This window comes from Pseudomonas reidholzensis (assembly GCF_900536025.1).
Lineage (GTDB): Bacteria > Pseudomonadota > Gammaproteobacteria > Pseudomonadales > Pseudomonadaceae > Aquipseudomonas > Aquipseudomonas reidholzensis.
The window spans coordinates 49634-64205 of record NZ_UNOZ01000007.1; the positions used below are offsets into that span (position 1 = coordinate 49634).

Here is a 14572-nt window from a genome sequence, read left to right on the forward strand (position 1 = left end):
GCGATGGGCGTTCTGTTGCGCTAGTATTTTCGGAAACGAACATTGATGTTCATATTCGATGTGAACAGCCTTCAGGAGGCCTTGCCCGTGTCCCAGCCCGTTTCGTCCCAGCCCACCCTCGCCGACTGCTACGACCTCGCCGTGATCGGCGGTGGTATCAACGGTGTGGGCATTGCCGCTGACGCTGCCGGGCGTGGCCTGAAGGTGTTCCTTTGCGAAAAGGACGACTTGGCCCAGCACACCTCCTCGGCCAGCAGCAAGCTGATCCACGGCGGCCTGCGCTACCTCGAGCACTACGAATTCCGCCTGGTGCGCGAGGCCCTGGCCGAACGCGAAGTGTTGCTGGCCAAGGCGCCGCATATCGTCAAGCCGATGCGCTTCGTGCTGCCGCACCGCCCGCACCTGCGCCCGGCGTGGATGATCCGCGCGGGCCTGTTCCTCTACGATCACCTGGGCAAGCGCAAGCGCCTCGGGGCGTCGCGCAGCCTGCGCTTTGGCTCGGGCAATCCGCTCCAGGCCAGCATCACCCGCGGCTTCGAATACGCCGACTGCGCCGTCGATGACGCGCGCCTGGTGGTACTCAACGCAATGGCCGCCCGTGAACTCGGTGCCGATATCCTCACCCGCACCCGCTGCCTGCGCGCCGAACGCGTCGACGGCCTGTGGCAGGTCGAGTTGCAGCAGGCCGACGGCAGCGTGCGCAGCATCCGCGCACGGGCACTGGTCAACGCCGCCGGCCCGTGGGTGGCCAGCTTCATCAAGGACGACCTCAAGCTCGAGGCGCCGTACGGCATCCGCCTGATCCAGGGCAGCCACCTGATCGTGCCGCGGCTGTACGAAGGCGAGCACGCCTACATCCTGCAGAACGAAGACCAGCGCATCGTCTTCGCCATCCCCTACCTGGAGCGCTTCACCCTGATCGGCACCACCGACCGGGAATACAGCGGCGACCCGGCCAAGGTGGCGATCACTGACACCGAGACCGACTACCTGCTCAAGGTGGTCAATGCCCACTTCAAGCAGCAACTGAGCCGCGCCGACATCCTGCACACCTACTCCGGTGTGCGCCCGCTGTGCAACGACGAGTCCGACAACCCCTCCGCGGTGACCCGCGACTACACCCTGGCGTTGTCGGCCGGCGACGCCCAGGCTCCGCTGCTGTCGGTGTTCGGCGGCAAGCTGACCACCTACCGCAAGCTGGCCGAGTCGGCGATGGCCGAACTCAAGCCGTACTTCACCCAGATGCGCGGCAGCTGGACCGCCAGTGCGCCACTGCCCGGCGGCGAAGACATGAGCACCGCGCAGGCCCTGGTCGATACGCTGCTGGCCCGTCACGGCTGGCTCGCGGGGGATATCGCCAAACGCTGGGCGCTGACCTATGGCACCCGTGTCTGGCGCCTGCTGGAAGGCGTGCAAGGCCCGGACGACCTCGGCCAGGCCATCGGCGGAGGTCTGTTCACCCGTGAAGTCGACTACCTGCGCAGTGAAGAATGGGCCCACGGCGCCGACGATATCCTCTGGCGCCGGACCAAGCTTGGGCTGTTCACCAGCGCTGCCGAACAGCAGGCCCTGAAGGACTACCTGGAGCAGGCCGAGCCGACCCGCAAAGGCGTCGAGGCGGCCTGATGCTGCCGAGCGGACGGCGACGCTGACGCGCCGCCGTCCTCTGCAGGCTCAGACCGGCCAACGCGTGTAGGCTTCGTCCGTCAGCGACCGGATCAGCGCGCGCTCCTGCTCATGGAGCTGACTGGCCAGCTCCGCGCAGCCTTGCAGGTAGGCCTGCTCGGTGATCTCGCCAGCCTCCACTTGCGCTTCATAGCGCTCCAGGGCGGCCCGCTGGACGTCCACCAGGGCGGTAAAGCGGCGGTTGTAACTCACCCGCAGGTGCTCCTGCCAAAACTCCTGAGCGGCCAACGCCTGGGCCAGGCTGTCATTGCTCTCGGCCCTGAGCACTTCGATGCGGGCGTTGTTGTAATCGGCAGGCGTCAGCCCGGAAAACGCCTCGAAGTGCAGGTTGACGGGCTGTGCGGGCAGCCTCAGTTGCCCGGCCAGGCGAACCCTGAAGGCCAGGTAGACCTCGATATCGTCGACATCCCGATGCGCTGCACGGATCGCCTGGATCCGCCGGGCGGCGATCTGGTCCAGCCGGTCCAGGCGGAACAGCGAACGTCCCAGGCCCATCAGCACCACCTCACTGTGCACCTGGGAGACACTGGCGGTCTGCCGGTGAATCAGCACGCGCAATTCCATCTGGCTGAACAGCCACAGCAAGCGGTCCTCGCAACTCGCAGTGCCGCCTAGCAGTTCGAACAGCTGGGCGCGCAACTCGGTGTTCTGTTCACAGGCCTCGATGATGCTCCAGACCCGTTCGCGGTAATACAGCGGCCGGGCGATGAAGTCCGGTGAATGGGCAAGGTCCCGCAGGAACCGGAAGAACACATTCACGTTGGGCTCAAATGACAGGTTGCGCCATTGTGTCTCGCGTTCGACCCGCTGAGCCCCCTGCGAGCCTGCCAGCCAGTGCGAGCGCTCAGCTTCCTGCAGCGCCGCGTGGCGGTAGGACGACGTGCCCTGCAGGGGATGCCCGGTCGCCGAAGACTGCCGCGGGTGGTCATCCAGGTAGCGCTGGCTGGCCGCATCCAGAGGATTGTCATGCAGCGACACGCGGTTCAGGCGCAGCCGCAACCCTTCTATGTCACGGTTGACCTGGCGGATCTGATTGTCCCGCAGGTCGGCGATCCCCCGCCAAGGCAGTTGCTGGACCCGTGCCGGCAAGCGTTCGAGGCCTGTCGCACGCAACCCCACGCTGCGCAGGTGGATCAGCCGACTGACGTCGGGGGCGGCACGCAAGGGGTTGTCGTTGAGTTCGAGCCGTTGCAGGCTGACCAGCGCCCGCAGCCGGCGATTGTCGGCCGCGGTCAGGATGATCTGGTTGTTGTCCAGGCGCAAAACCCGCAGCGCGGTCAATCGCTCCAAGCCTTCCGGCAGCGCCATCAGCCGATTGTCACGCAGGTCGAGCTCGGTCAGTTGCGGGAAGCGGGCAAGGAAATGCGCGTCGATCTCGGACAGGTCCATATCGCGCAAGGTCAACTGCGTCACGTGGCCAAAGCTCAGGTCATCCGGGATCCTCGGCAGGCTGCCAACCGCCTCGCCGCGGATCTCCAGCGCATGGCTGCCATCGTCGAGCAGGCCCGTTTTACGCCGCCAGCAGCGGCGAATCGCGGTCGCCACGCGGCCCCGCCTGATCAGATCGAGCACCCCGGCCTGTTCCACGCGCCAGTTGCGCAGCACCCGGCGCAGGCTGCGCAACTGACCGTCGAGTTCCAGGTAATGCGCCCATGGATCAACCCTGCGGTTGATCAGGTCGAGCAGGTACTGCTGCAACTGCGCAGCGTCCAGGGTCGGGAAGATCTGCCCGATCCCGCGACGGCTGGCCTGGCCATGGCTCTCGCCGCGCCCGCTGAGCGGATAACCCAGGCGCCCATCGCCCAGGCGTACCGGAGGGCGTACCCCGCCGGCAATCGGTGCCTGGCCGATCAACCTGGCCGCCAGCTCTCGGTCATCCCGGGCCTGGCTGGCCAGGACGTCACTGAGTTGCTGTTCGCTGAGTTCGGCGTCGCCCAGCAGCTGTTTCTGGCCATCGCGCAGGCTCAGCAGGAGCGCCCGGACCAGGCTGTCGTGCGCGGTGGCGCCCGCCAGCAACTGCCCTGAAGCAGTGTGCACGGTATAACCCGCAGTGCCCCTGACGATCCGCACCACCTCGTCTGCGGCGGGCGCACCGATCTGCATCTGCAGCGGACCTTGCGGGCTGTCAGCGCGAAGCTCGATGCGCAGCGACTCGGCCCAGGGCGCCACATGATCGACCAGGCCCAGGGCCAACCGCTCGGTGTCGGCGTTGGCGGCAGGCGCTTGGCGCAAGCCGGCGCACGCGCGATCGAGCCGGCTGTCGCGCAAGTGCCAGCGGGCACGTTCCGCCAACGCCAGGGGTACCCGCTGACTGGCCAGCATGCGCTCGACCTGGCGGCTGTCGACGTGCTCGACAAGGGCTTGTGCGGCGCGTACCGACAACCCCGGAAAGTCGCGCCTGAGCAGCGCATCAGCCACCTCCTCGGCGGGCTGCGAAGCCGCCAGCAGCGCTTCGAACGCCTCACCGCGCAGGTCGGCAAACTGCCCGTGGAGCCGGCAACGGTCCACCGCATCCAGCAGCCGAGCAGGGGCCGGGGCGTTTTCCAGATGCAGCCGACGCAGGCGCAGTGCGTCGAACCCCGTGCAGTCGAGGACGATCTGGACCTGCTCCTCGGTCAAGTCGGCCAGGCCCGAACCCAAGCGGCGTAACAACAGGGCACGCCCTTGCCACTCCTGCGGGCGCTCCAGGGCATGCCGCCAGCCGCCTTGGCCGTTATGCTCGAGCATCGGCTGATAGGCCTCGCCACGGCGGGGATGGCTGATATGCAGATTGTCGCCTTCCTTGTAACCCGCCAGGACGAAACTGCCCTCGTGCAGGCGCAACTGCCAAAGGCCCTGATGCTGAACGCGCTCGCCGATGGCGGCATCCTGGTGCGCGACCCGATAGGCCGCCAGGTCGGCCGAACACAGCTTGAGCTGGCCCGCTTCGGTAACCATGGGCGTCAGCTCATCGACGAAGGCAAGCCGTTCCAGTACATGCCCCGCCCCCGCCGCCGCGCCGCCGACGGCGGCACCCAGCAGCAGGCTCTCGGCGACGCCGAAGAGATGGCCGAGCGCCGCATGCCGATCACCCAACTGCCAATCTTCATAGCCCTCATAGACTTCATTGGCGAGTTGACCGGCAGCCACTGCCAGCATCACCTCACCCAGCACCGGCACGAACAGACCGGCCAGGTTGAGCAGCGTCAGGCCGGCGCTCTGGTAGCCCTCGAGCCGCGCGCGGCGTGTCTTGGCATCTTCATCCCCGGTCGGGACTGCGAGGACCCTGGCGTCATCGAGCATCTTGTCGATGCGCAACCCGCGCAGATACGCGAACAGCGGCCCGCCGAGGGTACGGTCGCGGCCATCCAGCGTGAGCGCTGCCCCGGGGGCGGTGTCCGCGTGCAACTGGCGCCAGGCCGCGAAGAAGGCCGCGCGATCACGCTCAGCGATAAACCGCTCGAAGAAGCGTGCGTAGTGCGGGTCACGCAGGCGCAAGCCGAGTGCCTGATAGAACGCCCACCAGGACGGGTATTCCTGAAGGGGCTGCTGCGGGTCGCCGGGTATCCAGACGATCAGGCCTTGCAGGTAGGCCTCACCGGGTTCGCGCGTTTCGATGACCACGACCCCGTGGATGCGCTTGCCCAGCAGGTACAGCTGGCGATAGGTCAGCACCGAGGTATCCGCAGGCACAATCGGTTTCAGCGAAATCACCCGGAGCATCTGCAGGTAGCTGCGTTCGTCGATCTCACCGCGCAGCTGTGCCAGCCGCACCGCGCTCTCCAGTTCCGAACGCAGCGCCTGCTCCATCAGCCGCTCGATCTCGCGGCGCTGCTGGCTGTCAGCCGGCAGCAGCTGGGCGCGCAGGCCTGCCTGGTAACGGCCACCGATGTCGAGGTTGCGGCACAGCGCGGCAAACTCCTCGAACGACAGGGCCTGCGTGTCACCTGCAGCGTCCTCCACCGACCACTGGGTGAAATACCCTGGCCGCGTTTCGTCCAGGGTCAAATTGTGCAGCGCGGTCGCCAGCAGAGACTGGGTCGATACCCGCGTGATGTTGGGTGACGGGGTATGGGGCACGGGCAGCGACAGAATCACCTGGTCTACCCTGCGCAGGCGCGCCTTGCGCACATCGAAGGTCAGCCGGTAGTCGCGCAACAGGGCGTGTTGCAGCTGTTCGCTGGCAAAATCCTGCGGGGCAGGGATCGGCGCGAGCAATTGACGTACCCGCTCGGCATCCTCCTGCTGTTTTCGCAAGGCAAGGTGCAGCGCACGCAGGCGGTCGAGCGAGGCGGCGGTCAGCCAGTCGGGCAAGCGCCTGGCGATCAGGGCATCGATGGAGTCCGGCGGGGTGCCGGTCGTTACAGCGGTGGTCATGGGTACGTCCTGTCGAAGAAAACCCGAAAAGACCACGCCGCGCCTCGCCATCGGCGGTAATTACGTCTGCCCCCTGCAGGCAACGCCAGGGCCATTCATTCGGATTTCCGAACAGTGCAATCACACGCGTTCGGAACCACGAACGAATCATTCGTGCGGGCAACCGTAAAAAAAGGTTAATCCCCAGCAAATTCGCGCCGTTATGATCATTGTCAGGGCTTGGCACGAGTCATGCTCTACACTTGGAAGCCGAATGCACAGCGCTCGTAGCTGAATTCGTTGAACGAAAGAGTCCGCCAACGGCTCCATAAAAAAAACAAACATGTCGAGGAAAATTTGATGCGTATCGTTCGTCAATTGCTGGGCGCCGCCATCGCGGCCGCTGTGATCGCTTCGCCAGTCATGGCCGAAGAGCTGACCGGCACCCTGAAGAAGATCAAGGAGTCGGGCACCATCACCCTGGGCCACCGCGACTCCTCCATTCCGTTTTCCTACTTCGCTGACGGCTCGGGTAAACCGGTCGGTTACTCCCATGACATTCAAGTCGCCATCGTCGAGGCCCTGAAAAAGGACCTGGCGCTGCCGAACCTCAACGTCAAGTACAACCTGGTCACCTCGCAGACCCGTATTCCGCTGGTGCAGAACGGCACCGTCGACGTCGAATGCGGCTCCACCACCAACAACGTCGAGCGCCAGCAGCAGGTCAGCTTCTCGGTCGGCATCTTCGAAGTGGGTACCCGCCTGCTGACCAAGGCCAAGGACGGTCAGCCGGCCTACAAAGACTTCGCCGACCTCAAGGGCAAGAACGTGGTGACCACCGCCGGCACCACCTCCGAGCGCATCCTCAAGGCAATGAACGCCGACAAGCAGATGGGCATGAACGTGATTTCCGCCAAGGACCACGGTGAAGCCTTCAACATGCTCGAAGGCAACCGCGCCGTCGCGTTCATGATGGACGACGCCCTGCTCGCCGGCGAAATGGCCAAGGCCAAGAAGCCGACCGACTGGGTCATCACCGGCACCCCGCAGTCCTACGAGATCTACGGCTGCATGGTGCGCAAGGACGACCCGGTCTTCAAGAAGGCCGTCGATGACGCCATCGTCGCGCTGTACAAGTCGGGCGAGATCAACAAGATCTACGACAAATGGTTCTCCCAGCCGATCCCACCGAAAGGCCTGAACCTGGCGTTCCCGATGAGCGACGAGCTCAAGGCACTGTTCGCCAACCCAACCGACAAAGCCGCGGACGACAAGAAGTCCTGACGCCGCAAATCGTGGCCTGGTGCTCAACCCGAGCATGAATTAACCCTGCAGGCCACCCGTTAGTGTCTAACCTTTCATCCGAGGGCGGCTACCGCCCCCGGATGTTCGAAGGTGCCCGTGAAACAACCGTCTGAGGGGAAATCCCGATGAATTACAACTGGGACTGGGGCGTATTCTTCAAGTCCACCGGCGTCGGTAGCGAAACCTACCTGGACTGGTACATCACCGGTCTGGGCTGGACCATCGCCATCGCCATCACCGCCTGGATCATCGCCTTGCTGCTGGGCTCGCTGCTCGGCGTCATGCGCACCGTGCCGAACCGCCTGGTGTCGGGCATCGCCACCGCTTACGTAGAGCTGTTCCGCAACGTACCGCTGCTGGTGCAGCTGTTCATCTGGTACTTCCTGGTCCCCGACCTGCTGCCCGAAGGCCTGCAGGAGTGGTTCAAGCAAGACCTCAACCCGACCACCTCGGCGCTGATCAGCGTGGTCATCTGCCTGGGCCTGTTTACCGCGGCGCGGGTCTGCGAACAGGTGCGTACCGGTATCCAGGCGCTGCCGCGCGGCCAGGAAGCCGCCGCCCGGGCCATGGGCTTCAGCCTGGCGCAGATCTACAACAACGTGCTGCTGCCGCAAGCCTACCGGATCATCATCCCGCCGCTCACTTCCGAGTTCCTCAACGTCTTCAAGAACTCCTCGGTAGCGTCGCTGATCGGCCTCATGGAACTGCTCGCGCAGACCAAGCAGACCGCCGAATTTTCCGCCAACCTGTTCGAAGCCTTTACCCTGGCCACGCTGATCTACTTCACCCTGAACATGGGCCTGATGCTGCTGATGCGCATGGTCGAGAAGAAAGTCGCCGTACCGGGCCTGATTTCCGTGGGAGGTAAGTAATGGAATGGGACTTCTCCGGGATCATCCCGGCCCTGCCAGGCCTGTGGAACGGCATGGTCATGACCCTGCAACTGATGGTCATGGGCGTCGTCGGCGGCATTGCCCTGGGCACCATCCTGGCGCTCATGCGGCTGTCGTCGAACAAGCTGATGTCGAACGTGGCCGGTGCCTACGTCAACTACTTCCGCTCGATCCCGCTGCTGCTGGTGATCACCTGGTTCTACCTGGCGGTGCCGTTCGTGCTGCGCTGGATCACCGGCGAAGACACGCCGATCGGCGCGTTCACCTCGTGCGTGGTCGCGTTCATGATGTTCGAGGCGGCGTACTTCTGCGAGATCGTGCGGGCCGGCGTGCAGTCGATCGCCAAGGGCCAGATGGGCGCTGCGCAAGCGCTGGGCATGACCTATGGCCAGACCATGCGCCTGATCATCCTGCCCCAGGCGTTTCGCAAGATGACCCCGTTGCTGCTGCAACAGAGCATCATCCTGTTCCAGGACACGTCATTGGTGTACACCGTGGGCCTGGTCGACTTCCTCAACTCGGCACGCGCCAACGGCGATATCATCGGACGCTCGCACGAGTTCCTGGTCTTCGCCGGTCTCGTCTACTTCCTCGTCAGCTTCTCCGCTTCATGGCTGGTCAAGCGCCTGCAAAAAAGGATCACCGTATGATTTCCATCAAGAACGTCAACAAGTGGTACGGCGACTTCCAGGTGCTCACCGACTGCACCACCGATGTCAAAAAGGGTGAAGTGGTGGTGGTCTGCGGCCCGTCCGGCTCGGGCAAATCGACCCTGATCAAATGCGTCAACGCCCTCGAGCCGTTCCAGAAAGGCGACATCGTGGTCGACGGCACGTCGATCTCCGACCCGAAGACCAACCTGCCCAAGCTGCGTTCGCGGGTGGGCATGGTGTTCCAGCACTTCGAGCTGTTCCCGCACCTGACCATTACCGAGAACCTGACCATCGCGCAGATCAAGGTACTGGGCCGGAGCAAGGAAGAAGCCACCAAGAAGGGCCTCGCCCTGCTTGAGCGGGTTGGCCTGTCGGCCCATGCGCACAAGCACCCTGGCCAGCTTTCCGGCGGCCAGCAGCAGCGTGTGGCCATCGCCCGTGCGCTGTCGATGGACCCGATCGTGATGCTGTTCGACGAACCGACCTCGGCGCTCGACCCGGAAATGGTCAGCGAGGTCCTCGACGTGATGGTCCAGCTGGCCCACGAAGGCATGACCATGATGTGCGTGACCCACGAGATGGGCTTCGCCCGCAAAGTGGCCAACCGGGTGATCTTCATGGACAAGGGCAACATCATCGAAGACTGCACCAAGGAAGAGTTCTTCGGCGACCAGACCGCCCGCGACCAACGCACCCAGCACTTCCTCAGCAAGATCCTGCAACACTAAGTCGGCCGCAGCAGCCGTTGTCCGGTACCCCACCGGGCAGCGGGTGCTGGTCGTGACAAGGCCACTGTGATGAAATGCGACTCCTCGCTCCTGCGTCCTGCCCAGCCCGCCGTGAAATCCCGCCTGATCCGCCAATTGCTGCTGCCGCCCCTGATCATCCTGCTGATGGTCGGCCTGGGCCTGGTCGGCTTTCTGATCAGCGACAGCAACGGCGTCCGCGCCCTCAGCGAGAACGGTGAACGCCAACTCGAGCTGCATGCGCGCACGGTCGAGAGCGAAATCAGCAAGTACACCTACCTGCCGAGCCTGCTCGAGCTGGAAGACAGCGTCTCGCACCTGCTGACCGACTCCGACGGCGGCGCCCGGCAGACCGTCAATGAATACCTCGAAGGCCTGAACCGCCGCAGCCGCAGCCGGGCGATCTTCGTGCTCGACACCAGCGGCCGGGTGCAGGCCACCAGCAACTGGCGCGATGCCGACTCGTTCCTCGGTGAAGACCTGTCGTTCCGCGCCTACTTCCAGGATGCCGTGCGCGGTCAGCCGGGGCGCTTCTACGGCATCGGGAGCACCACCGGTGAAGCCGGCTATTACCTCGCCCATGGCCTGGAAGAGCACGGCAAGATCATTGGCGTGGCGGTGATCAAGGTGCGCCTCGACACCCTCGAAGAGCGCTGGCAACGGGCCCGCCTGGAGGCCTTCGTCAGTGACGAGAATGGCATCATCATCCTCTCCAGCGACCCGGCCCGGCGGCTCAAGGCCGTTCGCCCACTCAGCCCGCAGACCAAGGAACGCCTGGCGCGCAGCCTGCAGTACTACTGGTGGCCGCTGAACGAGCTGCAACCCTTGGCACGCGAAACCCTCACCGAAGGCGTCGAGAAGCTGACCTTCCCGGCCAACAGCGAGACCGCCCAGGGCAAGCCACATGAAGTGGCCTACCTGGCGCAGACCCGCCGCCTGGCCGACACGCCCTGGCATTTCACCCTGCTCACCCCACTGCAGGACCTGCGCCGCGAGGCCATGGTGCAGGGTGTGCTGGTCGCCGTGGCGTTCGCCTTGCTGGCGATTCTGGGGATCGCCTGGAACGAGCGGCGCAAGGTGATCGCCACCCGCCTGGCGGCCCGTGAAGCGCTGGAAGAAGCCAACAGCCACCTCGAACGGCGCATTGGCGAGCGTACCGCCGACCTGCGCGCCAGCAACGAACGCCTCAAGGGCCAGATCCGCGAGCGCCGGCATGCCGAGCAGACCCTGCGCCATGCCCAGGACGAGCTGGTCCAGGCCGGCAAGCTGGCGGCCATCGGCCAGATGTCGACGAGCATCGCGCATGAGCTCAATCAACCGCTGGCGGCGCTGCGCACCTTGTCGGGCAACACCGTGCGCTTCCTCGAACGCGGCGCGCTGGACACCGCCAGCACCAACCTGCGCACCATGAACGAGCTGATCGACCGCATGGGCCGCATCACCGCCAGCCTGCGCTCGTTCGCCCGACGCGGCGACGACCGCGGCCAGGCCTCGCTGGCCAAGGCAGTGGAGGCCAGCCTGCAGGTACTCGGCAACCGTATTGCCGGCTGCCACCTGCAGTTGCACAATCACTATGACGACCAGCACCTGGCCATCGACCAGACGCGCCTGGAGCAGATCCTGGTCAACCTGATCGGCAATGCCCTCGACGCCATGGCCAACCTGCCATCGCCACAGCTGTGGCTGGAAGGTGAGCTGCACGGTGACAAATACCGCCTGCGGGTCCGCGACAATGGCCACGGCATCGATGCCGAGACGCGCAAGCACCTGTTCGAACCGTTTTTCACCACCAAACCGGGCGAGCATGGCCTGGGCCTGGGCCTGACCCTGTCGGCGAGCCTGGCCGCCGCCGCCAAAGGCTCACTGAGCGTCGAGCACCCCGCCAGCGGCGGCACGGCCTTCGTTCTGGCCTTGCCGCTGCTCGACGCACCCACCGAATCGGCAGAGCTGCCATGAGCAAAGGGTACCTATGAACCCAGCACCCTTAACCGTCCTGATCGTCGAGGACGACCCCCATGTGTTGCTCGGCTGCCAACAGGCACTGGCCCTGGAAGACATCGCCTGCGAGGGCGTGGGCAGTGCCGAGCTGGCCCTGGAGCGCATCGGCGATGACTTTGCCGGTATCGTCGTCAGCGATATCCGCCTGCCAGGCATCGACGGCCTGGAGCTGCTCAGCCGCCTCAAGGCCCGCGACCGCAGCCTGCCGGTGGTATTGATCACCGGCCACGGCGACATCGACATGGCGGTCGGGGCGATGCGTAACGGCGCCTACGACTTCATGGAGAAGCCGTTTTCGCCCGAGCGCCTGGTGGAGGTAGTGCGCCGCGCGCTCGAGCAGCGCGGCCTGGCCCGCGAGGTGTTCACCCTGCGCCGCCAGCTGGCCAGCCAGAGCACCCTCGAGGGGCGCATCATCGGCCGCTCGCCGGCCATGCATAACCTGCGCGAGCTGATCGCCAACGTCGCCGATACCTCGGCCAATGTGCTCATCGAAGGCGAGACCGGCACCGGCAAGGAGCTGGTCGCGCGCTGCCTGCACGACTTCAGCCGGCGCCAGGGTCAGCCGTTCGTGGCACTCAACTGCGGCGGCCTGCCCGAGAACCTGTTCGAAAGCGAGATCTTTGGCCATGAAGCCAACGCCTTTACCGGCGCCGGCAAACGCCGCATCGGCAAGATCGAGCACGCCAATGGCGGCACGCTGTTCCTCGACGAAGTCGAGAGCATGCCGCTGAACCTGCAGATCAAGCTGCTGCGCGTGCTGCAGGAGCGCACCCTGGAGCGGCTCGGCTCGAACCAGAGCATCCCGGTCGACTGCCGGGTGATCGCCGCGACCAAGTCCGACCTCGACGCCATGGGCCAGAGCGGCCAGTTCCGCAGCGACCTGTATTACCGGCTGAACGTGGTGACCCTGGAACTGCCGCCGTTGCGTGAGCGCCGCGAAGACATCCTTCAGCTGTTCGAGCATTTCCTGCAGCAGTCGGCGCTGCGCTTCGACCGCGAAGTGCCAGAGCTGGACAGCCAGACCCTGTCGCGCCTGATGGCCCACGACTGGCCGGGCAACGTGCGCGAGCTGCGCAACGTCGCTGAGCGTCACGCGCTCGGCTTGCCGGCGTTCAAGAAAGCCGGCAGCAGTGGTGCCAGCCAAGGGTTGGGCTTTGCCGAAGCGGTCGAGGCGTTCGAGCGCAACCTGCTCAGCGATGCCCTGCAGCGCACCGGCGGCAACCTCAGCCAGGCCAGCCTGGAGCTGGGCATGGCCAAGACCACGCTGTTCGACAAAGTGAAGAAATACGGCCTCGGCTGACGTCAACCTCAACCTGGATGAACACTGTGGACCTGGTATTCAAAGCCGCCCTGGGTGCGGGCGTGGTGGTACTCCTGGCGATGCTGTCGAAGACCCGCAATTACTACATTGCCGGGCTGGTGCCGCTGTTTCCGACCTTTGCCCTGATCGCCCATTACATCGTCGGCAAGGGGCGCTCGCTGGAGGACCTGAAGACCACGATCCTGTTCGGCATGTGGTCGATCATCCCGTATTTCGTCTACCTGGCGACGTTGTACGTGCTGGTCGACCGGATGCGCCTGGAGGCCTCGCTGGCCCTGGCCACGGTGGCCTGGCTGATGGCGGCGACGGTGCTCGTGAGCGTCTGGGTGCGGCTGCACTGAGCAGCACCGCGTCGCCCTTTTCGCGGGCAAGCCCGCTCCCACAGGGACCGCGTGAACCATGAGGTCAGCGTCAATCCTGTGGGAGCGGGTTCACCCGCGAAAAGAGCGACGCAGGATCAAAGCCGAGCCAAATGACTCAGGTCTTGCCGGCGCGCCTTCAGGTAGGGCAACACCGCCCCCAGCAACGGCGCCTTGAACGGCTCCTGAAAGCGATGCGCCAACCCCGGAATCAGCCGTAACTGGCTGCCCTGGATATGCGCCGCCAGGTGCACCCCGTGCATCACCGGCAACAACGGATCAGCCGTGCCATGCACCACCAGCGTCGGCACCCGCAACTGGTTCAGCAACTCGACCCGGCTAGGTTCGGCCAGGATCGCCATGATCTGCCGCTTGGCCCCCTCCGGATTGAACGCCCGGTCATAGGCCAACGCCGCCTGCTGCAACAACACCGCACGCTCATCGTGCACCCGCGGGCTGCCCAGTGCCGCCAGCAGGTCGGCCTGCTGCTCGATCGCCACTTCGCGGTTCGGCGCACTGCGCCGCGCCAGCAACTGGATCAGCGCCGGGCTCGGCGCCGGCAGCCCAGCAGCACCGGAACTGGACATCACCAAGGTCAGGCTGCGCACCCGCTCAGGCGCAATAGCCGCCAGGTGCTGGGCGATCATCCCGCCCATGCTCACCCCCAGCACATGAAACTGCTCGACCTTGAGCGCATCCATCAGGCGCAGGCCATCGTCGGCCATGTCGGTCAAGGTATACGGCGCCGCCACCGTCAGCCCGAGCTTGTAGCGCAACAGCTCGAGGGTCAGGTTGGCCGACGGCGGCAGCTGGTTCCAGCGCGACAGGCCAACATCGCGGTTGTCGTAGCGAATCACCCGGAAGCCTTGTCGGCACAGCGCCTCGACCACATCGTCGGGCCAATGGATCAGTTGCCCGCCAATGCCCATCACCAGCAACAGGGCCGGGTCGGTCGGTGAGCCGACACTCTGGTAAACCAGGCTGACCTGACCCAGCTCGGCCCGTTGCACCGGCACCTGCGCGTCGCAGCGCTGGGTCGCCAGGGCACCCGGCACGTTCAATAACAAGAAGAAAAAAAGCAGCAAAGCCCGCATGACAGAAACACCAGAATGCAGATCCCCAGTAGAGCGCGAGTCTGATGAAATTCATTCAAGCGCGCTGCCACAGTTCAGTGACAGTTTGATGAACACTGCCCAGTGGTCACGCAGGCTGAAGTCGACAGGGACCGCCAACATGAGCGAAACTCAACACATCCTGTTCCCTGGCTTGTCTCTCC

General features: G+C 65.0%; 10 protein-coding genes. 8 read left to right on the forward strand and 2 right to left on the reverse strand.

Features of this window, described 5'->3' with window-relative positions; all coding sequences use genetic code 11:
* Positions 1–87: 87 nt before the first annotated feature.
* On the forward strand, positions 88–1626 hold the full coding sequence (glpD, locus tag CCOS865_RS05970; RefSeq protein WP_208644497.1) for a glycerol-3-phosphate dehydrogenase: 1539 nt from the start codon (positions 88–90) through the stop codon (positions 1624–1626).
* Positions 1627–1674: 48 nt separating this feature from the next.
* Here the strand turns inward: glpD and CCOS865_RS05975 are convergent, their stop codons facing one another.
* Entirely contained in the window at positions 1675–6042 is a 4368-nt protein-coding gene (locus CCOS865_RS05975; protein ID WP_119138847.1) for an NEL-type E3 ubiquitin ligase domain-containing protein, read from the reverse strand.
* 339 nt (positions 6043–6381) lie between these two features.
* Here CCOS865_RS05975 and CCOS865_RS05980 point away from each other — a divergent pair, with 339 nt between their 5' ends.
* The 7 genes from CCOS865_RS05980 to CCOS865_RS06010 all read left to right on the forward strand — a co-directional run bounded on the left by CCOS865_RS05980 (position 6382) and on the right by CCOS865_RS06010 (position 13278).
* Positions 6382–7305, forward strand: a complete 924-nt coding sequence (locus CCOS865_RS05980; protein ID WP_119138849.1) for a glutamate/aspartate ABC transporter substrate-binding protein — start codon at positions 6382–6384, stop codon at positions 7303–7305.
* Positions 7306–7451: 146 nt separating this feature from the next.
* A complete protein-coding gene (locus CCOS865_RS05985; RefSeq protein WP_119138851.1) occupies positions 7452–8198 on the forward strand; it encodes an amino acid ABC transporter permease in 747 nt (248 codons plus the stop codon).
* Positions 8198–8869, forward strand: a complete 672-nt coding sequence (locus CCOS865_RS05990) for an amino acid ABC transporter permease (protein ID WP_119138853.1) — start codon at positions 8198–8200, stop codon at positions 8867–8869. Before CCOS865_RS05985 ends, CCOS865_RS05990 begins: the two co-directional genes overlap by 1 nt.
* Positions 8866–9600, forward strand: coding sequence for an amino acid ABC transporter ATP-binding protein (locus tag CCOS865_RS05995; protein ID WP_119138855.1), 735 nt, complete (start codon positions 8866–8868; stop codon positions 9598–9600). The genes CCOS865_RS05990 and CCOS865_RS05995 overlap by 4 nt, the downstream gene beginning before the upstream one ends.
* A gap of 69 nt (positions 9601–9669) precedes the next feature.
* Positions 9670–11574 (forward strand): two-component sensor histidine kinase AauS, encoded by a 1905-nt coding sequence (gene aauS / locus CCOS865_RS06000; RefSeq protein WP_119138857.1) that lies wholly within the window; start codon positions 9670–9672, stop codon positions 11572–11574.
* Between the two features lie 13 nt (positions 11575–11587).
* Positions 11588–12916, forward strand: a complete 1329-nt coding sequence (aauR, locus tag CCOS865_RS06005; RefSeq protein ID WP_119138859.1) for a two-component response regulator AauR — start codon at positions 11588–11590, stop codon at positions 12914–12916.
* A gap of 17 nt (positions 12917–12933) precedes the next feature.
* Positions 12934–13278, forward strand: coding sequence for a GlpM family protein (locus CCOS865_RS06010; RefSeq protein ID WP_167469018.1), 345 nt, complete (start codon positions 12934–12936; stop codon positions 13276–13278).
* Positions 13279–13394: 116 nt separating this feature from the next.
* Here CCOS865_RS06010 and CCOS865_RS06020 read toward each other — a convergent pair whose 3' ends face one another.
* Complete coding sequence (locus tag CCOS865_RS06020) at positions 13395–14390, reverse strand: alpha/beta fold hydrolase (protein ID WP_119138863.1); 996 nt, start codon at positions 14388–14390, stop codon at positions 13395–13397.
* Between the last annotated feature and the right edge of the window lie 182 nt (positions 14391–14572).

Bases quoted from the DNA above. Each gene is read 5' to 3' on its own strand.
- CCOS865_RS05995 (WP_119138855.1), top strand. From the start codon at position 8,866: ATGATTTCCATCAAGAACGTCAACAAGTGGTACGGCGACTTCCAGGTG.
- CCOS865_RS05975 (WP_119138847.1), bottom strand. From the start codon at position 6,042: ATGACCACCGCTGTAACGACCGGCACCCCGCCGGACTCCATCGATGCC.
- CCOS865_RS05985 (WP_119138851.1), top strand. From the start codon at position 7,452: ATGAATTACAACTGGGACTGGGGCGTATTCTTCAAGTCCACCGGCGTC.
- aauR (WP_119138859.1), top strand. From the start codon at position 11,588: ATGAACCCAGCACCCTTAACCGTCCTGATCGTCGAGGACGACCCCCAT.
- CCOS865_RS06010 (WP_167469018.1), top strand. From the start codon at position 12,934: ATGAACACTGTGGACCTGGTATTCAAAGCCGCCCTGGGTGCGGGCGTG.
- CCOS865_RS05990 (WP_119138853.1), top strand. From the start codon at position 8,198: ATGGAATGGGACTTCTCCGGGATCATCCCGGCCCTGCCAGGCCTGTGG.
- CCOS865_RS06020 (WP_119138863.1), bottom strand. From the start codon at position 14,390: ATGCGGGCTTTGCTGCTTTTTTTCTTCTTGTTATTGAACGTGCCGGGT.
- CCOS865_RS05980 (WP_119138849.1), top strand. From the start codon at position 6,382: ATGCGTATCGTTCGTCAATTGCTGGGCGCCGCCATCGCGGCCGCTGTG.
- aauS (WP_119138857.1), top strand. From the start codon at position 9,670: ATGAAATGCGACTCCTCGCTCCTGCGTCCTGCCCAGCCCGCCGTGAAA.